The organism is Actinoplanes nipponensis (assembly GCF_016862275.1).
Classification (GTDB): Bacteria; Actinomycetota; Actinomycetes; order Mycobacteriales; family Micromonosporaceae; genus Actinoplanes; species Actinoplanes nipponensis.
The window spans coordinates 1-22,937 of sequence record NZ_BOMQ01000104.1; the positions used below are offsets into that span (position 1 = coordinate 1).

The window sequence follows — 22,937 nt, forward strand, 5'->3', positions numbered from 1 at the left end:
TACGGGCTGTTCATGGTCTGGTACAACGTCAGCACCGCGGCGGTCCGCCAGGCCCGGGTCGACCCGGCCGACCAGGCCGTCTCGCACGCCGCCTTCCGCACCGTCACCTGGGGTGTCATCCCGTTCGCGGCGCTGCTCGGCGGCGTGCTGGTCGAGCTGCTCACCCCGCACGTGGGCGTCCTCGACGCGGCCCGGGTCACCATGGTCGGCGGCACCCTGATCGGGGTGCTGTTCGCCTGGATCCCCCTCGCGCCCACCCACTCCCGGCTGGCCCGGGAGCGCGCCGCGGCGGGTGCCGCATGAGCCCGGTCGTGCTGATCACCGGCTGCTCCTCCGGGGTCGGCCTGGCCACCGCGGTACGCGCCGCGCAGGCGGGACACACCACCGTCGCCACGCTGCGCGACGAGGACCGCGCGGGTCCGCTGCGGCAGGCCGCCGCCGCGGCCGGGGTGAAGCTCGAGGTACGACGCCTGGACGTCACCGACGAGGCCTCGATCGACGCCTGCCTGACCGGGGTGCTGGAGGCCCACGGCCGGCTCGACGCGCTGGTCAACAACGCCGGGCAGGCCAACACGTTCGCCTGCGTGGAGACCGCCGGGACGGCCCGCTTCCGCGCCGGCCTGGAGGTGAACCTGTTCGGCGTGGTCGCGGCGACCCGGGCCGCGCTGCCGCACCTGCGCGCCAGCCGCGGCCGGGTGGTCACCGTGGGCAGCACCCGCGGGCTGATCGGCCAGCCGTTCAACGAGGCGTACTCGGCCGCCAAGTTCGCCGTCGAGGGGTTCCTGGAGAGCCTCGCGCCGGTCGCGGCGAGCCAGGGCGTGCGGGTCGTGCTGGTCGAGCCGGGCCCGGTGCTGGGCACCGCGTTCGGCGCGAACTCGGGCGTCACCCGCGAGTCGCTGCTCGCCGAGGCCGGCCCGTACGCCGAGGTGCTCGCCGACTACCTGGACTGGGTGGCGCGCGGCGGGCATCCGGGCGCCCAGTCCGCCGCCGAGGTGGCGGAGGTGCTGCTCCGCGCGCTCACCGACGACGCTCCCCCGTTCCGGATCATGACCAGCGCCTGGGGCGAGCGGTACGCCCGCACCAAGCTGGCCGACCCCGGCGGCGCCGCGGTCACGGCGATGACCCGGTCCTGGCTGGCCCCGCGCACCCTGCTGCTGCACCCGGGCGTGGTGCGGCGCAGCATCGAGCTGGTCACGGCGATTCGCGAGGACCAGTGGGAGCGGCCCACCCCGTGCGCGGAGTGGACGGTGGCCGACCTCGTCACGCACATGATCCGGGAGAACCGGGGCTTCGCCGCGGCGGCCCGGGGCGAGCGGACCGTGCCGGCCGACTGGCACGCCCCGGTCGGCGTGGACCTCCGCGCCGAGTACGCCGCCTCGGCCCGCGCGGTGATCGCCGCGTTCGGGGCGGACGGCGCGCTCAGCCGTACCCTCTGGTTGCCGTTGATCCGGGACGGGATCTGCCTGCCGGCCCGGCAGGCGCTCGGTTTCCACCTGCTCGACTACCTGGTGCACGGCTGGGACGTGGCGGCGGCGACCGGGCAGCCGGCGGCCTACGACGACGACGTGGTGGCAGCGGTCCGGGAGATCGCCGAGCGCGACGTGCCGGACGGGCCCCGCCGGCACCGACCACAAGCGACGTTCGCGCCCGCCCGGCCGCTCCCGGACGGCGCTCCCCCGCTGCATCGCCTGCTCGGGTTCCTGGGCCGCGATCCGGGCTGGGGTCCGCGATGACCGCGCCCGGCGTGCTCGCCGAGTTCCTGGCCGCGGCCCGGGTGCACGCCGACCGTCCCGCGATCCGGGCGGACGGCGTGGAGCTCACCTACGCCGACCTCGCCGCCCGGGTGACCGCGTTCACCGGCCGGACCGGCGTGATCGTCGTCCCGGCCGGCCACGACGCGGACACCGTGACCGCGCTGTTCGGGGCGTGGGCCGCCGGCGGCACCTACTGCCCGGTCGACCCCGGCTTCCCCGCGCAGCGGCGGGCGGCGATGGAGCGGGCCGTCCGGGATCACGCCGACCCGGCGACGGCGTACATCCTGTTCACCTCGGGCTCCACCGGCGAGCCGAAACCGGTGGTGACGCCGCACCGGGCGATCGCCACGACCGTGCGGGCCCTGCGCGAGCTGTTCGCCATCACCCCGGACGACCGGGTCCTGCAGTTCGCGTCGCTCAACTGGGACACCTGTTTCGAGGAGATCCTGCCGGCGCTGACCGGCGGGGCGTGCCTGGTGTTCCACCCGGACGCGCACCGCGGGTCGTTCCCCCGGTTCCTGCGGATGGTCGCCCGCGAAAGGATCACCGTGCTGGACCTGCCGACCGCGTTCTGGCACGAGCTGGTGGGGCACCTGCACGACTCCGGCGAGGCGCTGCCGGCGTGCGTGCGGCTCGTGGTGATCGGCGGGGAGGCCGCCGCGCCGGGCAAGGTCGCGCAGTGGTCGGCCCGGCCGACCGGGCACGCGCGGCTGCTCAACACGTACGGGTGCACGGAGACGACCCTGATCACGCACGCCGTGGAGCTGCGCGCAGCGCTGGACCCGGCGGCGCCGGTGCCGATCGGCCGGGCCCTGCCGCACGTGGTCGAGCGCCTGGGCGACGGCGGCGAACTGCTGATCGGCGGGCCGGCGCTGGCCGACGGCTATCTCGGCCGGCCGGCGGCGACCGCGGAACGGTTCGTCACGGTCGCCGGGCAACGCTTCTTCCGCACCGGCGACCGGGTGTCGCGCGACAGCGACGGCGTGCTCACCCACCGCGGCCGGGTCGACCACGAGGTGAAGATCCGCGGCGTCCGGGTCGACCCGGCCGAGGTGGAGGCCCACCTCACCGGCCATCCCGGGGTGCGCGCGGCCCTGGTCACCGGGGTCACGGTGGCCGGGCGCACGGCGCTCGCGGCCTACGTCGTGCCCCGGGCCGGCACGTCCGGCACCGGGCTGCCGGACCGGATCGCCGCGCACCTGCGCGGGCGGGTCCCGGCCCATCTGGTTCCCAGTCACATCCACGTCGTGGCCGCGCTCGCCTACACGGCGAGCGGCAAGGTCGATCGGCGCGCAAGCAAGGAGATGCTGCCATGAACGTCTACCAGGCGACCGTGCTGTTCCGGCGGGTGCTGGAGAACCCGCAGGTCACCGCCGAGTCCGACTTCTTCCACGCGGGCGGCGACTCGCTGCTGGCGACCCGCGTGCTCAGCGCCGTGGCCCGCGAGTACGGCGTCGAGCTGACCTTCGAGGACTTCCTGCTCGCGCCCACCCCGGCCGCGCTGGCCAGCACGGTCACGGGCGGCCCCCGGTGAGCGTGGTGGTGGTCGGCGCGGGGCTGGCCGGCCTGACCGCCGCGGCCGACCTGGCCGCCGCGGGCGTGGAGATCACCGTGCTGGAGGCGCGGGACCGCGTCGGCGGGCGCACCCACGGCATCGAGGTGGCGCCCGGGGCGTGGGCCGACGGCGGGGCGGCCTACCTCGGCGACCGGCACACCGAGCTGCACAAGCTGATGGCCGGCCTCGGGCTCGCGGCGACGCCCACCGCGATGGACGGGGGCAGCCGCTTCGCGCTCGGCGGCGGCGAGAAGACCCGGGCCGGCCGGTTCCCGCCGCTCAACGCCGTCGCCCTCGGCGAGCTGTTCGACCTGCTCTACGACCTGACCGCCCGGGTCCGGCCGGACGCGCCGTGGCTGACCCCGGGCGCCGCCGGCCTGGACGCCGTCACGGCCGCCGAGTGGGCCGCCGGCGCCCTGCGCCATCCGGACGCGCGGCTGTTCTTCCCCCTGTTCCTGGGCGAGATGATGGCCGCCGACCCGGCCTCGGTGTCGGTCCTGCACATGGCGCTGTACCTGCGCTCCGGCGGCGGGATCCGCTACCTCAACGCGTTCTCCGGCGGCGCGCAGCAGGACCGGGTGCTCGGCGGCGCCCACCAGATCGCCGAGCGGCTCGCCGCGCAGCTGGGCGCCCGGGTCCGGCTGAACCGGCCGGTGCGGGCGATCCGGCAGGACGGCGGCGGGGTGAGCGTGCACACCGGCGACGGCGAGGAGCACCGCGCCGACGCGGTGGTGGTCGCCGTGCCGCCGCTGCTGGCCCAGTCGATCGACTACCGGCCGGGGCTGCCGGCGCCCCGGGCCACCACGGCAACCGGTCGGGGCTGCGCGGTGAAGGTGCAGCTGGTCTACCGGGAGCCGTACTGGCACGCGCACGGGCTGTCGGGCTGGTCGGTGAGCGCCACCGGGCCGCTGCTGTCCACGGTGGACGACTCGCCGCCCGACGCCGGCGCCGGCGTGCTCACCGGCTTCGTGACCGGCGCGGAGGCGTACCGGTTCGCGGCCCTGGACCCGGCGGCCCGCGAGGCCGAGACGCTGCGCCAGGTCGGCGAGCTGTTCCCCGGGCTGCCGCCGCCGGACGCCGTGCACGTCAGCGACTGGGTGAACGAGCCGTACAGCCGGGGCTGCTACGCGGCCGTGTTCGGCCCCGGCGACTGGCTGCGGCTCGGCCCGGGGCTGCGCACCCCGCACGGGCGCGTGCACTGGGCCGGCACGGAGACGAGCACCGAGTTCTTCGGGCTCATGGAGGGCGCCATCCGCTCCGGACACCGGGTGGCCGCAGAGGTCCTGTCCAGCCACGCGACCTTATGGAGAGAGCCATGACCGACAGCCCGATCGCCCCGCTGAGCGTCCGTGAGCGGTTCATGACCGAGCCCGGCCTGGGCGCCGGCAACTTCCTGGACCACGCCGTGCGGGACAACCCGAACCGGGCGGCGCCGCTGATCTACACCCACGGCGTCGACCACCACGGCCAGGTGACGCTGCGCGGGCACAGCCTGCTCGACCTGGCCGCCCTGCGCGACCGGTACGCCCGGTGGTACCGGGCCAACGGGGTCCGCGCCGGCGACCCGGTGGGCATCGTGGTCGCCGAGGGGCTGGAGCCGCTGCTGCACTACCTGGCCCTGACCGCGCTGGGCGCCGTCCCCGCGATGATCAACGACGCGATGCGGCTCGACGTGATGCTGCGCTACCTGGAGCACGTCGGCGTCGTGGGCGTGGTCGCCGACGACACCACGCGGCTCGCGTCGGCGTACCGGGCGGACCCGGCCGGGCGGCCCCGGTTCCTGGCGCTGGCCGCCGAGGTGCAGGCGTTCGACGACGCGGGGGCGGCACTGCCGGAGCAGTACCCGTACCGGCACGGTCCCGACGACGTGTGCGCGCTGATCCACTCGTCGGGCACGACCGGCAGCCCGAAGGCCACCATCCTCGGGCACCGCAGCTTCTGGGACGGCAAGCAGCCGCGGATGACCCGGTTCCCGGCCGAGCCGTACGACCGGCTGATGTCGCTGATGCCGCACACGCACGCCGGCGGGCTGAGCTACTTCCTCACCGCGATCCTGCTCGGCCTGCCCACGGTGGTGATGGGCGACTGGCGCCGCGCGGTGGTGGAGCCGGTCATGGAGGCGTTCCAGCCGACCATGCTGGCCTCGTTCCCGCGGACCTTCGTGGAGCTGGCCACCGGTGAGCTGCCGGTGCGCGGCGCGGCCCGGGTGCACTCGTGGTTCAACACCGGCGACTCCGCGCACTACGGCCACATCCGGCGGCTGGTCGGGCTGGGCGAGCGGCCGGCCGGGCTGGTGGCGGCCTGGCTGCTGCCGAAGGGGCACGCGGCGGGCACGGCGCTGCCGGGCTCGCAGTTCGTCGACGGCCTCGGCTCCTCCGAGATGGGCATGGCCCTGTTCGGCGGGCTCACCACCCCGGAGACGCCCCGCAACGACCGGTGCGTCGGCCGGCCGCAGGAGGCGGTGATCAGGGCGGCGGTGCTCGACGAGGACGGCGCCGAGCTGCCGGACGGCACGGTCGGTCTGCTCGGGGTCATCACGCCCTCACGCACCCCGGGATACTGGAAGAACCCGCGGCTCACCGCGAGCTTCGAGCTCAACGGCTTCTGGCTGACCGGCGACGTGGCCCGCCGGGACGGCGAGGGCAACTACTACCACCTGGACCGTACGGTCGACGTGATCGACACCCTGGCCGGGCCGGTCTACAGCCTGCCCATCGAGGAGGTGCTGATCGCCGACTGCGCCGACCTGGTCCAGGACTGCTCGGTGGTCGGCGTCCCGGCGCCGGACGGCCACGGCCAGCTCCCCATCGCCGTGGTCCGGTTGTCGGCCGGCGCGACCGCCGCCACCGCGGAGCTGGTGCTGGAGAAGGCGAACAAGGAGCTGGCCGCGGCCGGGCTGGCCGCGCTCGCCGCGGTGGTGATCGCCCGGACCGCCGCGGACTTCCCGCTCGGGCCGACCGGGAAGGTGCTCAAGCGGGAGCTGCGCACCCGGCACGCGGGCATGTTCCACGACGACGACCGGTGACCGCCCGGGCCGTCGCGGCGCCCCTCGCGGGCGCCGCGGCGGCGCCCGGTCAGGACAGGAAGCCGCCGTACCGGCCGGCCAGGATGGCGTTCTTCTGGGCCTGGCTGAAGTGGGTGTCTGGGTAGTTGTAGAAGGAGGCGGACATGGGCGTGCCGTCCGTGGAGGTGGAGTCGGGCAGGCCGAACGCGTGGCCGAGCTCGTGCACCATGCCGCCGTACCAGCGGTTCATCGGCCCGTTGACGCCGGCCGCGCCGTCCGCGTCGTGGCCGCTGAGGAGCACCCAGCCGGTGCTGGCGCCGCCGCCGGACTGCCCGGGGTCCTCGGCGCTGATCTCGCCGACGCACAGCCACCGGCTGTCCGGGTTGGCGATGCCGAACCGGCGCATCAGCTCCTGCTGCATGTTGGCGACCACGCACCAGTAGCGGTCGCCGCCGGGCTCGCAGTTGGTGGAGATGTACCACTGCCGGTCGTGTTCGCCGTTGACCACCTCGACGACGGTGTTGTTGAGCGCGAAGGTCCGGCCGAGCTCCTGCTTGTAGTAGCGCTGGGCCTCGCGCACGACGGCGGCGATGCCGTCCGGGTAGCGCTGGTCGTAGGTGACGTCGGTGGGCTTGAGCCAGAACACCCGGACGGTCCTGACGGCGGCCGGCCCGGTGGGCGTCGGCGTCGGGCTGGTCGGCGGGGTCGTCACCGTGGGGGTGGGCGTCGGGGTGGCCGGGGTGCTCGGGGTCGTCGAGCCGGTGCAGGCCACCCCGTTGAGGGTGAACGCGGTCGGCACCGGGTTGGCGCCGGTCCACGAGCCGTTGAAACCGAACGAGGCGCTGCCGCCGGTGGCGAGCGCGGCGTTGTACGAGGCGTTGACGGCACTCACCGCGGCGCCGCTCTGCGTCACCGTGGCGTTCCACGCCTGGGTGACCGTCTGCCCGGCGCCGAACGACCAGCGCAGCGTCCAGCCGGTGAGCGGGTCGCCGAGGTTGGTGACGGCCACGGTGGCGCCGAAGCCGCCCTGCCACTGCGAGCTGACCGTGTACGACACCCGGCAGCCGGCCGCGGCGGCGCCGGCCGCCGTGGCCGTGACGGCCGCCGTGGCGCCCAGCGCGGCCGCCAGGGCGACCGCCGTCAGGCTGCGGGATCTTCGAAGAGACATGGCTTCCTCCCGTGACATCACATCGATCTGTGTCTATCATCATGCCCACCGAAAACGTTTTCGCAAGGGGGAGGACGGACATGGTTGCGCCGCATTCGCGCCGGCCCGGCCGGCTGGCCGTCCTGGCCGGCCTCGCCGCCGCGCTGACCGCCGCCGGCGGGCTCACCACCGGGCCGGCCCGGGCCACGGGCGCCGGATGCCGGGTGGACTACACGGTCTCGGCGCAGTGGCCGGGCGGCTTCGGCGCCGGCGTGGCGGTCACCAACCTCGGCGACCCGGTGACCGGCTGGACGCTCACCTGGAGCTTCACCGCCGGGCAGGCCGTCACCCAGGCGTGGAACGCCACGGTCACCCAGAACGGCGGTCAGGTCCGCGCGGTCAACGCGGCGCACAACGCCACCCTGGCCACCGGCGGCAGCGCCTCGTTCGGGTTCAACGGCTCGTGGACCGGCGCCAACCCGGCGCCGGCCGGCTTCGCCCTCAACGGGGTGGCCTGCACCGGCTCGACGACCCCGACCACCCCGCCGACCCCGACCACGCCGCCGACCACCCCGCCGACGAGCCCGCCGCCGGCGCCGCACACCTTCACCAACCCGCTCAAGGCCCAGGGCCCGGACCCGTGGCTGCGCTACCACGACGGCTTCTACTACCTGGCCACGACGACCTGGAACAACAAGATCACGATGCGCCGCTCGGCCACGCTCGGCGGGCTGGCCTCGGCGGCCGACCAGGTCCTGTTCACCCTCACCCGGCCGAACGGCGCGGGCACCATGTGGGCGCCGGAGTTCCATCTGCTCGACGGGCCGAACGGCCGGCGCTGGTACTTCTACTACACGGCCGGGCAGGAGCCGTACGACCTGGGCACCCAGCGCATCCACGTGCTGGAGTCGGCCGGCGCCGACCCGATGGGCCCGTACACGTTCAAGGCCGACCTGCTCGATCCCACCCAGAACAACACCTGGGAGCTGGACCCGAGCATCCTGCAGCTGAACGGCCGGCTGTACCTGCTGGGCACCTTCTTCAACGGCTCGCAGCCGACCTTCATCCGCGAGCTGGCCAACCCGTGGACCGCGGCCGGCACCCGGCACGTCCTGTCCACTCCCACCTACAGCTGGGAGACCGTCGGCGGCGCGGTCAACGAGGGCGCCGAGGTGTTGCAGCGCAACGGCCGGACCTTCATCGTCTTCTCCGCCTCGCACTGCTCCACGGCCGAGTACAAGATGGGCCTGCTGACCTACGCCGGCGGCGACCCGCTGAGCTCCTCGTCGTGGGTCAAGTCACCGAACCCGGTCTTCCAGCGCAACAACGCCGCCGGCGTGTACGGCCCGGGCCACGGCGGGTTCTTCACGTCGCCGGACGGCACCGAGGACTGGATGGTGTACCACGCCACCACCAACCCCGGCGGCAACTGCGACCTGAACCGGTCCACCCGGGCCCAGCGGTTCACCTGGAAGGCCGACGGCACCCCCGACTTCGGCACCCCCGTCGGGCTCGGCGTCACCCTCGCCGCGCCGTCCGGGGAATGACCCGGAGCGGCGCCCCGGGGCGCGCACCACGGTCAGCCCACCGGGGCCGTGGAGTCCCGGGTCACCAGCCGGCAGGCGATGGACTCCACACCGGAGCCCAGCGTCCCGTCGATGGCGGCGAAGAGCCGCTGGGCCGCCAGCCGGCCCAGCAGCTCGAGGTTCATGTCGATGGTGGTCAGCGGCGGCCGCGCGTTGGCCGCGAGGATCGCCCAGTTGTCGAAGCCCATGACGGCGACCTGGGACGGCACGTCGATGCCCTCCTGGTGCAGGACGTCGAGCACGCCCCGGGCGATCTCGTCGGAACCGGCGAAGATGGCGTCGACGTCCGGGCTCCGGCGCAGCAGCATGCGGGTCGCGCCGCGGCCCCAGGCCTCGGACCACATGCCGAACCAGACCTGGCCGCCCGCCAGCTCCAGGCCCTCCTCGGCGAGGCGGTCGAGGGTGCCCTTGGCCCGGTCCTGAGCCGCCCCGTAGGCCGGATCGCCGGTGATGTGGGCGATCCGGCGGCGCCCGCAGTCGAGGAGGTGGCCGGTGGCCATCCGCCCGGCCCCGACGTTGTCCGTGACCAGGGAGAGGTCGGCGGGGTCGTCGGAGGGCGCGTAGGCGTACACGACGGGGACCGGCAGGTCGCGGCCCAGGGACGGCCGGGTGTCGGGCCGGGCGCCGACCACGATGAGGCCGTCCACCCGCCGCGACAGCAGGGCGCGCAGGTGGTGGCGTTCCCTGATGGCGTCGCCGCGGGCGTCGCAGAGGAAGACCGAGGTCTGGCCGGAGCCGAACGCGTCCTCGGCCCCCATGAGGATCGGGATCGAGAACCGGCCCTCCAGGTCGGAGGTGAGCAGGCCGACCGTGCCGGTGCGCTGCCCGATCAGGCCCTGGGCCAGCGCGTTCGGGAAGAACGACAGCTGCTCGGCCGCCGCCAGCACCCGCGTGCGGGTCTCGGCGCGGACCTGCGGCTGGCCGTTCAGCGCCTTGGACGCGGTCGCGACCGAGACACCGGCCAGCTTGGCCACGTCGCGCAACGTGACGATGCGGCCGGCGTTCCCCGCGCTCCCGGATGCCTTCACCGTGCTTCCTCCACTGTGGTTCTTCCGTTCCGCGAGTGAGTGCCGCCTGACCCTTGACACTACCCACGCCGCCGACTTACGGTCCTGAAAACGTTTTCGGTCTCGGGACGGTCATCGCCCGCGCGCTGCCCGAACCTCGACACACGCCATTGAGCTGCCCAAACTTCGGCGCATGACGTCAGCGAGCCTAGCGCATGCGTCGCTCAAACCAAGACCACCGAAACGTCACAGCGGACACTCGGGGCGGTGGCCGGGGAGGATCACGTTGAGGAAGAGCATGCGAAGCCTCCGCCGGGCGGTCACCGCGGCGGCGGCCGCCGGGCTTCTGGTCGCGGCGCTGACGGCCTGCGGGTCCGACGACGGCGGGACGCCGGCCGGCCTGCCGGCGGACGCGGCGGGCGGCGTGGACGACGGCGCGGCGCTGACCCTGTGGACCCGGGCGCCGCTCGAGCTGCAGGCCAAGGCCCTGGTCACCGCGTACAACGCGAGTCACCGGAACCAGGTCAAGCTGACGATCGTGCCCAACGACGACTACGTCGCCAAGGTGGGCGCCGCCGCGGGCAGCGGCAACCTTCCCGACCTGTTCGCCGCCGACATCGTCTACGTGCCGAACTGGACCAAGGCCGGCCTGTTCGCCGACCTCTCCGCCAACATCGCCGCGCTGCCGCATTCCGACAAGATCAATGCGGGTCACCTCGCGGCCGGCACGTATCAGGGCAGGAAGTTCGTCCTGCCGTTCGTCCTCGATCTCTCGGTGATGTTCTACAACAAGACCCTCTACCGCGAGGCCGGCCTCGACCCGGAGCGCGGGCCCACGACGCTGCGGGAATTCGAGCAGCAGGCCCTGGCCGTCCAGAAGCTCGGCAAGCCCGGCGTCTACGGCACCTACTTCGGCGGCAACTGCGGCGGCTGCAACGTCTTCACCTGGTTCCCGATGATCTGGGCCAGCGGCGCGGACGTGCTCGCCGACGAGGGCCGCAAGTCCCTGCTCGACGGCCCCGCCGCCCAGCAGGTGTACGCCACGTGGCGCAACCTGCAGAAGGCCGGTGCGATCGCGCCCGGCGCGAAGGACGAGACCGGCGCCACCTGGGTCGCCGCGTTCCAGCAGGGCAAGATCGGCGTGATGCCGTACCCGGCCACGTTGCTGCCCACCGCGGCCAGGACCGTCGACGTCGGTGTGACGCCCATCCCGGGGGTGGACGGCGGGATGTCGACCTTCGTCGGGGGCGACGGCATCGGCATCTCCAAGGACTCCACCAAGGCGCGGCAGGCGTGGCACTTCCTGTCCTGGCTGATGTCGGAGCAGGCCCAGGTCGATGTGCTGGCGGCCAACAACAGCACGGTGGCGCGCAGCGACCTCGCCGACAACCGCTACGCCGCCAAGGACCCCCGGGTGGCGACCATCAACAAGGTCACCGGGGCGGCGCAGAGCCGGACGCCCGTGGCGGTCAACTTCCAGCAGGCGTTCAACGCCCCGGGCAGCCCGTGGGTGACGCTGCTGCGCAACCAGGTCTACGGCGACCCCGCCAAGCTGGCGAGCGACAACGAGGCCGTCACGCGCACGCTCGGCCAGTAGCGGACCCGCCTCGACCAGCCGTGGAGGAATGCCACCGTGGTATCCACACCCGCGCTCACCGAGCCGCCCGCGCGGACCGCCGATGCGGCGCCCCCGCCCGGGCGGTCCCGGCGGCACTCGCCCGCGCTCGCCGGCTGGGCCTACGCCGCGCCGACGGCCCTGTTCGTCGCGCTCTTCTTCGTGCTGCCCATCCTGCTCGTGGCCCGGATGTCCGCCTCCGACTGGGGACTGTTCGCCGGTGACCGGGGCTGGAACGCCCCGGACAACTTCACCCGGGCGGTCGACGACCGGCTGTTCTGGCCCGCGGTGTGGTTCACCCTGCGATACACCGCCGTCACGACCGTCCTCCTGCTCGCCCTGGGGCTCGGCCTCGCCCTGCTCGTGCAGGAGTCGAGCCGGTGGACGGGCTTGCTGCGCACGTCCTTCCTGGTGCCCTCGGCGCTCGGGCTGGCCTCCGCCTCGCTGCTGTTCTACGCCCTCTACTCCCCGCAGAGCAGTCCCCTCAACGCCCCGCTGCGCGCGGCCGGGGTGACCGACACCGCGGTGTCCTTCCTCGGCACGCCGGGCTCCGCGCTGTGGTCCACCGTCGCGCTGATCGTCTGGCGCTTCGCCGGCTTCTACATGTTGCTGCTGCTGGTCGGGCTGCAGGGCATCTCCGGCGACGTGTACGAGGCGGCGCGGCTGGACGGCGCCGGCCGGCTGCAGACGTTCCGCCACATCACGCTGCCGCTGCTGCGGTCCTCGCTCGCCCTGTGCACGATCCTGTGCGTCACCGGGTCCCTGCTGGCCTTCGACCAGTTCTACATCTTGACCAAGGGCGGCCCCGACAACAGCACGGTGACCATCGTCCAGCTCGTCTACACCATGGCCTTCCAGGGTCAGAACGATCTCGGCCGGGCCGCCGCCCTGTCGATCCTCGTGCTGGCGGCGCTGCTGGTCATCAACGCGTTGCAGTTCCGCGGGCTCCGCGGCAAGGAGGACTGACCGTGTCCAGGCTTGCGCTGCGCACCCCGCAGCACGTCCTCGCCGGCGGGCTCGCCGTCATCTTCCTGCTGCCGCTCGTCTGGGCCGCGTTCGCCTCGGTCAGCCCGCAGGCCGGCACCGCCCAGACGTCCGGCTGGGGCCTGGGCAACTACGAGACGCTGGCGCGGTACCAGGCCGGGGTGGGGCGGTACCTGCTCAACTCCGTCGCCGTGTCCGGCATGACGGTGGTGTTCACCCTCACCGTCGCGCTGCTCGGCGGGTACGCCTTCGCGATGTTCGCCTTCCCCGGCCGCAACGCCCTCTTCCTGCTGACCCTGGCCATCCTGATGGTCCCCTACGCGACGCTGCTCATCCCGCTCTACGTCCTGCTCAACGACCTGGGCCTGCAGAACTCGCTGGTCGGGCTGGCGCTCGTGCTGACCATGTTCCAGCTGCCGTTCGCGGTCTTCATGATGCGGATCTCCTTCGAGGCGGTGCCCCGCGAGCTGCGGGAGTCCGCGCTGGTCGACGGCTGCGGGAACTTCCGGGCCCTGCGGCACGTCCTGCTGCCGGCGGTCCGGCCCGGGCTGGTCACCGTGGGGCTGTTCGCCTTCCTCGCCGCCTGGAACGACTTCATCACGCCGCTGGTGCTGATCAGCGACTCCGACCGGTTCCCCCTGCCGCTGGCCGTGGCCAACATGCGCCAGCAGGTCATGGGCATCGTCGACTACGGCGCCACCGAGGCCGGCGTGGTCGTGCTGGCGCTGCCCTGCATCGTGCTCTTCCTCGTTCTGCAGCGGCACTACGTCCGCGGCTTCATGTCCGGCGCACTCAAAGGCTGATCCTCACGTGACCCTTCACGAAGCAGTCCCCGGCACCCTCGACGAGGCCGCCCCGAGCGGCGACTGGACCTCGCGCGGCGGCACTCCCGCCGCGCCCGGCAGCGGCCGGCTGCGCCCCCTCGGCCTGCGCGAGGTCACCCTGCGCGCCGGCTTCTGGGGACGCCGTCAGGAGATCAACCGCTCGGCGTCGCTGGCCCACATCGAGCACTGGCTCGAACGCGAGGGCTGGCTCGGCAACTTCGACGCCGCGGTGGCGGGCCGCCTGCCCGGCGCCCGGCGGGGCCGGGAGTTCGCCGACACCGAGGTCTACAAGCTCCTCGAGGCCATGGCCTGGGAGCACGGCCGCACCGGCGACGCCGGTCTCGACGCCCGCTTCCGCGCCATCGTCGCCCGCGTGGCCGCCGCGCAGGAACCCGACGGCTACCTGAACACCAACTTCGGCCGGCCCGGGCAGGCCGCCCGCTACAGCGATCTCGAGTGGGGCCACGAGCTCTACTCCTTCGGCCACCTGATCCAGGCCGGGGTGGCCCGGGCGCGCGCCTTCGGCCCCGACCCGCTGGTCGAGGTGGCGGTCCGCGCGGCCGACCACGTCTGCGAGGTGTTCGGCCCCGGCGGCCTCGCCGCGGTGTGCGGGCATCCCGAGATCGAGCCCGCCCTGGTCGAGCTGTACCGGGTCACCGGTGAACCCCGCTACCTGCGGCAGGCGCAGTTGTTCGTCGAGCGGCGGGGCCACGGCGTGCTGGCCGACATCGAGTTCGGGCGCTCGTACTTCCAGGACGACATCCCGGTCCGCGACGCCGACGTCCTCCGGGGGCACGCGGTGCGGGCCACGTACCTGGCCGCCGGCGCGGTGGACGTGGCGGTCGAGACCGGGGACGCCGAGCTGCTCGCCGCGGTGTCCCGGCAGTGGCAGGCCACGGTGGCGCGGCGTACCTACCTGACCGGCGGGATGGGCGCGCGGCACCAGGACGAGGCCTTCGGCGAGGACTTCGCCCTGCCGCCCGACCGGGCGTACTCCGAGACCTGCGCCGCGGTCGGATCGATCATGCTGAGCTGGCGGCTGCTGCTCGCGCACGGCGACGCCCGCTACGCCGACCTGATCGAGCGCACCCTGTTCAACGTGATCGCCACCGCGCCGTCCCGCGACGGCACCCGGTTCTTCTACACCAACACCCTCCACCAGCGGGAGCTCGGCGCCGAGCCGCCGGAGGACGCGGCCGTCCCGCGCGCCGCGTCCACCCTGCGGGCGCCCTGGTTCAAGGTGTCCTGCTGCCCCACCAACCTGGCCCGGACCTTCGCCAGCCTCGCCGCCTACCTGGCCACCGCCGACGACGGCGGCATCCAGCTCCACCAGTACGCGGCGGCCACGCTGAACGTGAGCCTGCCGGGTGACCGGCCCGTGGAGCTGGAGGTCGACACCGACTATCCGGCGACCGGCCGGGTCACCGTCCGGGTGCTGCGCAGTCCCGACGATCCGTGGACGCTCACCCTGCGCGTGCCGCCGTGGGCCGCCGGCGCGACCGTGACGGCCGGCGGGCACCGGCGCGCCGCCGCACCGGGTTGGGTCCGGGTGGAGCGCCGTTTCCGGGCGGGCGAGACCGTCGTCCTGGATTTGCCGGTCGGCCCGCGGCTGACCGAACCCGATCCCCGGATCGACGCCGTCCGCGGCTGCGTCGCCGTCGAGCGGGGGCCTGTCGTGCTCTGCGCCGAATCGGTGGACCTGCCGCCCGGCGCCCGGCTCGACGCCCTGCGACTGGAGCGGGACGGCGGGCTGGTGGCCGGGCTGGTGGACGACGCCGGGCAGGTCGTCGTCACCTGCCGGGTCGGCGGCGAGCCGGAGGACGGCTGGCCGTACCGGACCGTGGCCCCCGGCGGGGCCGCGGAGGCGCTCGCGCCCACGGTCGACGTGCCGCTGCGGCCGTACCACGACTGGGCCGCCCGCGGCCCCTCCACCATGCGGATCTGGCTGCCGACCGCCTGAGCCGGCCGCCCGGGCCGCTCCTTTCATTGACAAACGTGGATGCGGTGATAGATTACCGAAAAGGTTTTCGTTAGTTTCCGCCGCAACTCCATCCCCCGCGCGTCACCCCGATCGCGCCGGTGCCCGCCGACGGCCCCACCACCGTCCCCGCGCACCCGCCGGGTGTCTCCAGACGGCCGGCACAGGCCGTTCGCGGACGGGCCGCAACGGCCGGCGAAGCCACCGCCACCCGGCCGCGGCCGCCCCGGGTCGTGCCCGATCGGCGACGACCCGGGCCGGCCCGGCCACGGCGGCCGGCCGGCCCCGCCCCCTCAGCCGGCCGGCCGCCGCCCGGCGTGCCCGGGTGACGGCCGCGTGGCCCGAAAGGACAGCCCATGAGCTCGGACCAGCTCCATCCGCACGATCCCCCACCCGGCGGGCCCTCGGCCCGGACCGCCCCCCAGCGCGGCGGAACGCAGCGCCGCAGACTGCTCCGGCCCGCCGCCGCGGCCGCCGCACTGCTGCTCGGGGCCGGCTTCCTCGTCGCCTCCGCGGGCGCCGCGGACGCGGCCGCCGGCTGCCGCGTCAGCTACACGGTGAACGAATGGAGCGGCGGATTCACCGGCGCCGTTTCCGTGACCAACCTGGGCGCGGCCGTCGACACGTGGGCGGTGGACTGGGACTACGCCGGCAACCAACAGCTCAGCCAGAGCTGGAACAGCACGTACACGCAGTCCGGCCGGCACGTCACGCTGCGCAACGCGAGCTGGAACGGCGCGCTGGCCACCAACGCCGGCGTCACCGCCGGCTTCAACGCCACCTACTCCGGCAGCAACCCCACGCCCACCGCGTTCAGCCTCAACGGCGTGGCCTGCACCGGCGCCACCGTGCCGAGCACGCCCCCGGCGACCACCCCGACCGCCACACCACCCCCGACGACGCCGGCGCCCACCCCCACCACCGGGGACCCGTGGAACCCGCCGGCCCGGTACGTCGGCCCGCTGGCGGCGAACTGGAAGCACCAGGAGGACACCTACAGCGACCTGTACGGCTTCCGCAACTACCTCTTCGACCAGGTGATGGCGGCCCGGGGCAGCATCAACTACTGCGTCCGGTGGGAGTCGACCGCCACCGTCTCCACCACCCTGCGCGACCAGATCCAGGCCACGCTGCAGCGTCAGTTCCAGAAATGGGTGGACCAGCTCAACGAGGGCGGCCAGGGCTGGAACGGGTGGCCCTACCGCACCGTTCCGGTCAAGGTCGTCGGCTGGGCCGTACGGGACCGCAACCAGCTGCAGTGGTCCGACAACGCGGTGGACGTCTACGTCAACGACATCCGCGAGGGCGCGCCCCAGTGCGGCGAGCCGTGCGGCCGGTTCTTCCACCAGGACGGCAACTACTCCGGCTGCCCGGGCGGCGCCGCGCACCACTACGACCTGTCCCTCTGGCTCACCCAGGGCATGGGCATGGGCGGCGCGGGCGGCGACTGGGGTCAGCGCATCGACAAGGACTACTACGTCAACGCACTGGCCCAGGAGGACATCCACATCCTGCTGCACGAGATGGGGCACAGCTGGGGGCTGAACGACTTCTACGACTACGACCCGCTGCCGGGCGAGGGCTTCGTGATGAAGGCCGGCTCCGCGACCCGGATCACCGAGTTCGACAAGTGGATGCTGCGGGACTTCTGGCGGCACCTCAAGAACCGCTACGGCCGGTAGGAGGGCAGCCAGATGAGCAACTGGAATCGTCCGGGCGCGACGTGGCGGAAAGCGGTGAGCGCGCTGTCGGTCACGGTGGTGACCGGCGCGCTCGCGGTGGCCGCCGCCGGTCCCGCGCTGGCCGCGCAGACCATCGGGTACCCCACGTTCACCGGCCCGGCCGTGCCGGCGCCGCCGGTGGGCTACACCCCCGCCGGCATGATGCAGGCGATCTACGACGCCGAGAAGTCCGGCACCGACTTCTGGGTCGACCGGCTCCTGACCCGCTCCGGCGGCAGCGACCCCTCTGACGCCGACGGCGGGATCCTGATGACCCGCGGCCGGGCGCTGTTCATGAAGCAGCACAACCCGGCGGTCATCGGCTTCGGCGGCCGGGTGGCCTACTGGGAGAGCATCAGCGACGCCAATGCCTACGCGATCGCGCTGAGCCCGGGCACCTTCACCGAGCAGGCCGGCCAGCGGCGGCAGGCGCCGAGCTACTGGAGGAGCGTCTACACCAGCGGTTCCGTGCAGGCCACGGTGACCAAGTTCATCACCGACAACAACGTGGCGGTCACCAACCTCGCGCTCACGAACAACGGCTCCGGCCCGGCCACGCTCACGCTGCGCGCCACCTCGCCGTACGCGACCGGCGGCAGCGGCGCCGAGCTGACCGGCACGACCGGCGTGAAGAACGGCCTCACCACGCTCACCACCCGGCTGGCCGGCGACGGGTTCACCGCCTCCGGCGGCGCCCTGACCCGATCGGTCACCCTCGGCGCCGGACAGAGCGTGCAGACCAAGGTGGTCATGGGCTTCCTGGCCGACGAGATCCCGGCCTCCGCCACCGACTACACCGCCTACCGCGACGCCACACCCGACGCCGCGTTCGCGACGCACGTGCGCGCCTACAACAAGTGGTGGGCCGACAACGTGCCCTACATCGACGTGCCGGAGCCGGCGATCAAGAAGCAGATCTTCTACCGCTGGTGGCTGATGCGCTTCAACAGCCTGGACGCTAACATCCCCGGCCAGACCTTCCAGTTCCCGACCTCCGTCGAGGGCGCCCTGGGCTACAACAACGCGATCGCGCTGACCCAGCCCATGCACATCGACGACCTGAAGTACCTGCGCGATCCGATGTACTCCTACGGCGACTGGCTGTCGGTGGGCCAGGTGTCGCGGGGCGGCCGCTTCGTCGACAACCCCGGCGACCCGGAGAACTGGTCGAACAGCTACACCCAGTACATCGCCGAGGCGGCCTGGCGCAGCTACCAGCTGCACGGCGGCCAGCCCGGCATCGCCGGCACCCTCGCCCACTACGCCGAGGGCGACGCCAAGGGCCAGCTCGCCACCTACGACCACGACGGCAACGGCATCATCGAGTACGACTGGGGCGCGCTGACCGGCAACGACGCGGACGCGGTGTCCTTCGACTGGCGCAGCGGCAACCTGGACCGGGCCGAGGGCGCGTACCAGTACAGCGGGGCGATGGCCGCGGCGCAGGCGTACGACGCGGCGGGCAACCCCGCCAAGGCGGCCGAGATGCGGGCCCTCGCCGACCGGATCAGGAACGCGATCGTCAGCGTGCTCTGGAGCCCCGGCGACAGTCTGCTGAAGCACCGGCACGTGGCGACCAACGCGCTCGACCCGTGGAAGGAGATCAACAACTACTACCCGTACGCGGTCGGCCTGATGCCCGCCACCGACCAGTACAAGCAGGCCCTGCGGCTGTTCGCCGACCCGGCGGAATACCCGGTCTTCCCGTTCTACACGGCCAACCAGAAGGACAAGGCGGCCGCCGCAGCCGCCGGCCACCCGGGCAGCAACAACTTCTCCACCATCAACTCCACCGTGCAGTTCCGGCTGTTCTCCTCGGTGCTGCGCAACTACCCCAACCAGTGGATCGGCGCCGAGGACTACAAGAAGCTGCTGTACTGGAACGCCTGGGCCCAGTACGTCGACGGCAACACCGCCTGGCCGGACGCCAACGAGTTCTGGGCCAACTGGAACCCGGCCACCAAGCACATCGACTACCGGTCCTGGATCCACCACAACATCCTGGGCAGCAGCAACTGGACCGTCATCGAGGACGTCGCCGGGCTGCGGCCGCGCAACGACGCCAAGGTGGAGTTGTCGCCGATCGGCATCGGCTGGCCCAACTTCACGGTGAACAACGTCCGGTACCGCAACAGCGACCTCACGATCGTCTGGGACGACCCGAGCGACGGCGTCGTGAAGTACCCCGGCGTGCCCGAGGGGTACTCGATCTACGTCAACGGCAGCCGGGCGGTCACCGTCGACAAGCTCGTCCCGCTGGTCTACGACCCGGCCAGCGGCGCCGTCACCTTCACCGGGGCCACCGCGACGGTCGGCTTCCACGTGGCCGTGCCGGGGATGCAGGCGCCGTCCCAGGTGGCCCACGGCGACGCCGGCACGGTGGACCTGCTGGCCAAGGCGGGCGTCGACCTGACCCCGGGCTCCGTCAACCTGGCGCGGGGCGCGACCGGGTCCGCCTCGTTCACCGCGAGCGGCACGAGCACGGCCGCGGCCGTCGACGGGTACCCGACCAACGAGCCGTTCTGGGGCGCCGCGGGCTCGCCGAACAGCCAGGACTGGTACGAGCTCAACCTCGGCGCGGCGAGGACCGTCGACGAGGTGCGGCTGTACTTCAAGGACAGCAGGCCGGCCAGCGGCACCTACCGGGCCCCGTCCTCGTACCAGATCCAGTACTACACCGGCAGCGCCTGGGCCAACGTGGCCGGCCAGGTCGCCACGCCCGCCACCCCGCGGGGCAACTACAACCGGGCGCGGTTCACGGCGGTGAGCACGCAGCGGCTCCGGGTGCTGATGACCCATGCGAGCGGGGCGAAGACCGGCCTGACCGAGGTGCAGGCGTACGGCCGCGGCGGCACCCCGCCACCGGCCGGCGTCACGGTGGAGGCCGAGGCGAGCGGCAACACCCTGGCCGGGCAGGCCGCCGTCCGCTCGTCGGCGGCCGCCTCCGGGGGCGCCGTGGTCGGCTACGTCGGCAACGGCGCCGGCAATTACCTGCAGCTCAACAACGTCTCGGTGGCCACGGCCGGCGACCACCGGATCACTCTGTACTACGCCTCGGGCGACGCCCGCTCGGTCCAGGTCGGCGTCAACGGCGCGGCCCCGGTCACGGCGGCCACCCCGGGCACCGGCGGCTTCGACACGATCGGCTCGGTGACCCTCACGGCCGCGCTGGCCGCCGGCGCCAACACCATCCGCCTCGGCAACACCACCGGCTGGGCCCCGGACCTGGACCGGATAGTGGTGGACTGAGCGCGGGGAGCGGATCCGCCGGGGCTGCCGTCAGCCCCGGCGGCCCGCTCACGGCGGATGCCCGCGCCCCGCACTGCGTCAGCCGGCGACCGTGACGGTGATCTCCGGCTGCTGCGCCAGCGTGTTGTGCACGGTGCAGTGGCCGGCGACGGCGGTGAGCGCGGCCATCCGCTCCGCGGGTCCATGTCAGCGGCGAGCAGATCCGCGCAGCGGCGGTGATCGCCGCCCGATACCCCCTACCGTATGCCGGGGGATGCCGGTCAGGCCAGCGAGAGGAAGAGCTTCTCCAGCCGCGCCACGTCGAGGGTCGGCTCCTCGCCGTTCTCCTCGGCGGTCAGGCACTGCCGCAGCCCGCTGGCAATGATCTTGAAGCCGGCCCGGTCCAGCGCGCGGGACACGGCGGCGAGCTGGGTCACCACGTCCGCGCAGTCGCGGCCGTCCTCCAGCATCGCGATGACCCCGCGGATCTGGCCCTCCGCGCGCCGCAGCCGCTTGACGACGTCACCGAGGGCGTCCTGGTCGATCTGCATGCCGTGCCTCCTCCACCCGTTACCTGACGGCGCAACAATACCCCACCGGGTACCCCTGGCCGGCCGCGACTTTCCCCTGGTCTCAGCGCGCCGCGGCGGTGCCCCGGGAGGCGAGCTCGGCCCGGACCGCGTCCATGTCGAGCGCGCGCACCCCGGCGATGACCTCCTCGAGCGCCGCCGGCGGTAGCGCCCCGGCCTGGGCGAACACCAGCACGCCGTCGCGGAAGGCCGCCAGGGTGGGGATCGACGAGATGCCGAGGGCGCCGGCGAGCCGCTGTTCGGCCTCGGTGTCCACCTTCGCGAAGACGATGTCGGGGTGGTGCTCGCCGGCCCGCTCGTAGACGGGGGCGAAGCGCCGGCAGGGCCCGCACCAGGCGGCCCAGAAGTCGATCAGCACGATGCCGGGCCCGCTCACCGATGCGGTGAAGGCCCCTTCGGTCAATGCCACGGTGGCCATGTCTCGTCTCCCTCCATCCGTGCCGCAGTCCTGTCGGCACTGGTCCCAACATACCCCTGGGGGTATATATTCCGGGTTGACAGGACCACCGATCCGGGGGCTATCGTCGATGACAAATACCCCCGGGGGTATAACCCAACCCGTCAAGGAGTCCCGGCATGCCGTCCATCCTGCCCATCGACACGCCCTCGCTCGGCGACCGCAGCTACCTCGTCCACGACGGCCGGGTCGCGTTCGTCGTCGACCCGCAGCGCGACATCGACCGCGTCCTCGGCCTGGCCGCCGCCCACGACGTACGGATCACCCACGTCTTCGAGACCCACCTCCACAACGACTACGTCACCGGCGGGTACGCCCTGGCCCGGCGCACCGGCGCCGCGTACCACGTCAACGCGGCCGATCCCGTCGCCTTCGACCGCGTCCCGGTGTCCGACGGCGACGTCATCGCCGTCGGCGACACCATGACCGTGCGGGTCATCGCCACCCCCGGCCACACGCACACCCACCTGTCGTACGCCCTGGCCGACACCGGCGAGCCGGTCGCGGTCTTCTCCGGTGGGTCGCTGCTCTACGGCTCCGTGGGCCGACCCGACCTGCTCGGCCCGGCGCACACCCACGACCTCGTGCACCACCAGTACGCCTCCGCGCACAAGCTGGCCGCCACGCTGCCCGGCGAGGCCGGCGTCTACCCCACGCACGGCTTCGGCAGCTTCTGCTCCGCCACTCAGAGCGAGGCCCGGGCGTCGACGATCGCCCGGGAGAAGCTGGTCAACCCCGCGCTGACCCGCGACGAGCGGACGTTCGTCGACGAGCTGCTGGCCGGCCTCGACGCCTGGCCGGCCTACTACGCGCACATGGCGCCCGCGAACGCCGCGGGCCCCGGCGAACCGGACCTCTCCACGCCGGAACACGCCGACGCCGAGCAGATCCGCAAGCGGCTGGCCGACGGCGAGTGGGTCGTCGACCTGCGCCACCGGGTCGCCTTCGCGGCCGGACACGTCGCCGGCACCCTCAACTTCGGCCTGGACGGCAGCTTCGCCACCTACGTCGGCTGGCTCATCCCGTGGGGCACCCCGCTCACCCTGCTCGCCGACAGCCCCGACGAGCTCGCCCTGGCCCAGCGCGAACTCGTCCGGATCGGCATCGACCGGCCCGCCGCGCAGGCCACCGGCACGCCGGCCGACTGGGCGGGCGGCCACGGGCTCGAGTCCTACCCCCGGGCCACGTTCGCCGACCTCGCCCAGGTCCGCCACCACCGCAGCGTCGTCGTGCTCGACACCCGCCGCGCCCTCGAGGCCGCCGCGGCACGCATCCAGGACGCGACGCACATCCCGCTGCACGACCTGGCGCGCCGGCTGGACGAGGTGCCCGACGGCGAGGTCTGGGTGCACTGCGCCGCCGGCTACCGCGCCTCGATCGCCGCCTCCCTGCTCGCCCGGGCCGGACGTCACGTCGTCGCCGTCGACGACGACTTCGACCACGCCCGCGACGCCGGACTGCCCGTCGTCACCGGCCGCTGAGCCACC

General features: G+C 73.4%; 17 protein-coding genes and 2 pseudogenes. 15 read left to right on the forward strand and 4 right to left on the reverse strand.

Annotated features, from left to right (window positions below; genetic code table 11):
• The 7 genes and pseudogenes from Ani05nite_RS40190 to Ani05nite_RS40215 form a co-directional block, all read left to right on the forward strand.
• Positions 1-303: pseudogene (locus tag Ani05nite_RS40190) on the forward strand (hypothetical protein); the annotation flags it as partial.
• Positions 300-1,139, forward strand: a pseudogene (locus Ani05nite_RS41710) (SDR family NAD(P)-dependent oxidoreductase); the annotation flags it as partial. The pseudogenes Ani05nite_RS40190 and Ani05nite_RS41710, both read left to right, overlap by 4 nt.
• Positions 1,119-1,733: a TIGR03086 family metal-binding protein gene (locus Ani05nite_RS41715; RefSeq protein ID WP_239131104.1), complete on the forward strand. Its 615-nt coding sequence runs from the start codon at positions 1,119-1,121 to the stop codon at positions 1,731-1,733. The pseudogene Ani05nite_RS41710 and the gene Ani05nite_RS41715, both read left to right, overlap by 21 nt.
• Positions 1,730-3,070 carry an amino acid adenylation domain-containing protein gene (locus Ani05nite_RS40200; protein WP_203777387.1) on the forward strand — a complete coding sequence of 447 codons (1,341 nt, stop codon included), beginning with the start codon at positions 1,730-1,732 and terminating at the stop codon, positions 3,068-3,070. The genes Ani05nite_RS41715 and Ani05nite_RS40200 overlap by 4 nt, the downstream gene beginning before the upstream one ends.
• Positions 3,067-3,288, forward strand: coding sequence for an acyl carrier protein (locus Ani05nite_RS40205; protein WP_203777389.1), 222 nt, complete (start codon positions 3,067-3,069; stop codon positions 3,286-3,288). The genes Ani05nite_RS40200 and Ani05nite_RS40205 overlap by 4 nt, the downstream gene beginning before the upstream one ends.
• Positions 3,285-4,628 (forward strand): flavin monoamine oxidase family protein, encoded by a 1,344-nt coding sequence (locus Ani05nite_RS40210; protein ID WP_203777391.1) that lies wholly within the window; start codon positions 3,285-3,287, stop codon positions 4,626-4,628. The genes Ani05nite_RS40205 and Ani05nite_RS40210 overlap by 4 nt, the downstream gene beginning before the upstream one ends.
• On the forward strand, positions 4,625-6,334 hold the full coding sequence (locus Ani05nite_RS40215) for a class I adenylate-forming enzyme family protein (RefSeq protein WP_203777393.1): 1,710 nt from the start codon (positions 4,625-4,627) through the stop codon (positions 6,332-6,334). Before Ani05nite_RS40210 ends, Ani05nite_RS40215 begins: the two co-directional genes overlap by 4 nt.
• A 49-nt stretch (positions 6,335-6,383) precedes the next feature.
• Here Ani05nite_RS40215 and Ani05nite_RS40225 read toward each other — a convergent pair whose 3' ends face one another.
• Positions 6,384-7,481 carry a cellulose binding domain-containing protein gene (locus tag Ani05nite_RS40225; RefSeq protein ID WP_239131101.1) on the reverse strand — a complete coding sequence of 366 codons (1,098 nt, stop codon included), beginning with the start codon at positions 7,479-7,481 and terminating at the stop codon, positions 6,384-6,386.
• Between the two features lie 80 nt (positions 7,482-7,561).
• On the opposite strand from Ani05nite_RS40225, the gene Ani05nite_RS40230 reads away from it, so the two are divergent.
• Positions 7,562-9,007, forward strand: coding sequence for a family 43 glycosylhydrolase (locus Ani05nite_RS40230; RefSeq protein ID WP_203777397.1), 1,446 nt, complete (start codon positions 7,562-7,564; stop codon positions 9,005-9,007).
• Between the two features lie 32 nt (positions 9,008-9,039).
• On the opposite strand, the gene Ani05nite_RS40235 is transcribed toward Ani05nite_RS40230, so the two are convergent.
• Entirely contained in the window at positions 9,040-10,074 is a 1,035-nt protein-coding gene (locus Ani05nite_RS40235; protein ID WP_239131102.1) for a LacI family DNA-binding transcriptional regulator, read from the reverse strand.
• A 277-nt stretch (positions 10,075-10,351) separates the two neighbouring features.
• On the opposite strand from Ani05nite_RS40235, the gene Ani05nite_RS40240 reads away from it, so the two are divergent.
• The 6 genes from Ani05nite_RS40240 (at position 10,352) to Ani05nite_RS40265 (ending at position 20,424) form a co-directional block, all read left to right on the forward strand.
• On the forward strand, positions 10,352-11,650 hold the full coding sequence (locus tag Ani05nite_RS40240) for an ABC transporter substrate-binding protein (protein ID WP_203777399.1): 1,299 nt from the start codon (positions 10,352-10,354) through the stop codon (positions 11,648-11,650).
• Between the two features lie 36 nt (positions 11,651-11,686).
• The gene (locus Ani05nite_RS40245; protein ID WP_203777401.1) at positions 11,687-12,634 is read left to right on the forward strand and encodes a carbohydrate ABC transporter permease; all 948 of its coding nucleotides are present in this window, start codon (positions 11,687-11,689) and stop codon (positions 12,632-12,634) included.
• A gap of 2 nt (positions 12,635-12,636) precedes the next feature.
• Entirely contained in the window at positions 12,637-13,455 is an 819-nt protein-coding gene (locus Ani05nite_RS40250) for a carbohydrate ABC transporter permease (RefSeq protein WP_203777403.1), read from the forward strand.
• A gap of 7 nt (positions 13,456-13,462) precedes the next feature.
• Positions 13,463-15,436 carry a glycoside hydrolase family 127 protein gene (locus tag Ani05nite_RS40255; protein WP_203777405.1) on the forward strand — a complete coding sequence of 658 codons (1,974 nt, stop codon included), beginning with the start codon at positions 13,463-13,465 and terminating at the stop codon, positions 15,434-15,436.
• A 374-nt stretch (positions 15,437-15,810) separates the two neighbouring features.
• Positions 15,811-17,136 carry a cellulose-binding domain-containing protein gene (locus Ani05nite_RS40260; RefSeq protein ID WP_203777407.1) on the forward strand — a complete coding sequence of 442 codons (1,326 nt, stop codon included), beginning with the start codon at positions 15,811-15,813 and terminating at the stop codon, positions 17,134-17,136.
• Positions 17,137-17,148: 12 nt separating this feature from the next.
• The gene (locus Ani05nite_RS40265; protein WP_203777409.1) at positions 17,149-20,424 is read left to right on the forward strand and encodes an MGH1-like glycoside hydrolase domain-containing protein; all 3,276 of its coding nucleotides are present in this window, start codon (positions 17,149-17,151) and stop codon (positions 20,422-20,424) included.
• A gap of 260 nt (positions 20,425-20,684) precedes the next feature.
• Here Ani05nite_RS40265 and Ani05nite_RS40270 read toward each other — a convergent pair whose 3' ends face one another.
• The gene (locus Ani05nite_RS40270) at positions 20,685-20,954 is read right to left on the reverse strand and encodes a metal-sensitive transcriptional regulator (protein ID WP_203777411.1); all 270 of its coding nucleotides are present in this window, start codon (positions 20,952-20,954) and stop codon (positions 20,685-20,687) included.
• A gap of 82 nt (positions 20,955-21,036) precedes the next feature.
• A complete protein-coding gene (locus tag Ani05nite_RS40275; RefSeq protein ID WP_203777413.1) occupies positions 21,037-21,411 on the reverse strand; it encodes a thioredoxin family protein in 375 nt (124 codons plus the stop codon).
• A gap of 158 nt (positions 21,412-21,569) precedes the next feature.
• Between Ani05nite_RS40275 and Ani05nite_RS40280 the strand changes: the two genes are divergently transcribed.
• Complete coding sequence (locus tag Ani05nite_RS40280) at positions 21,570-22,931, forward strand: MBL fold metallo-hydrolase (RefSeq protein ID WP_203777415.1); 1,362 nt, start codon at positions 21,570-21,572, stop codon at positions 22,929-22,931.
• Positions 22,932-22,937: the final 6 nt, after the last annotated feature.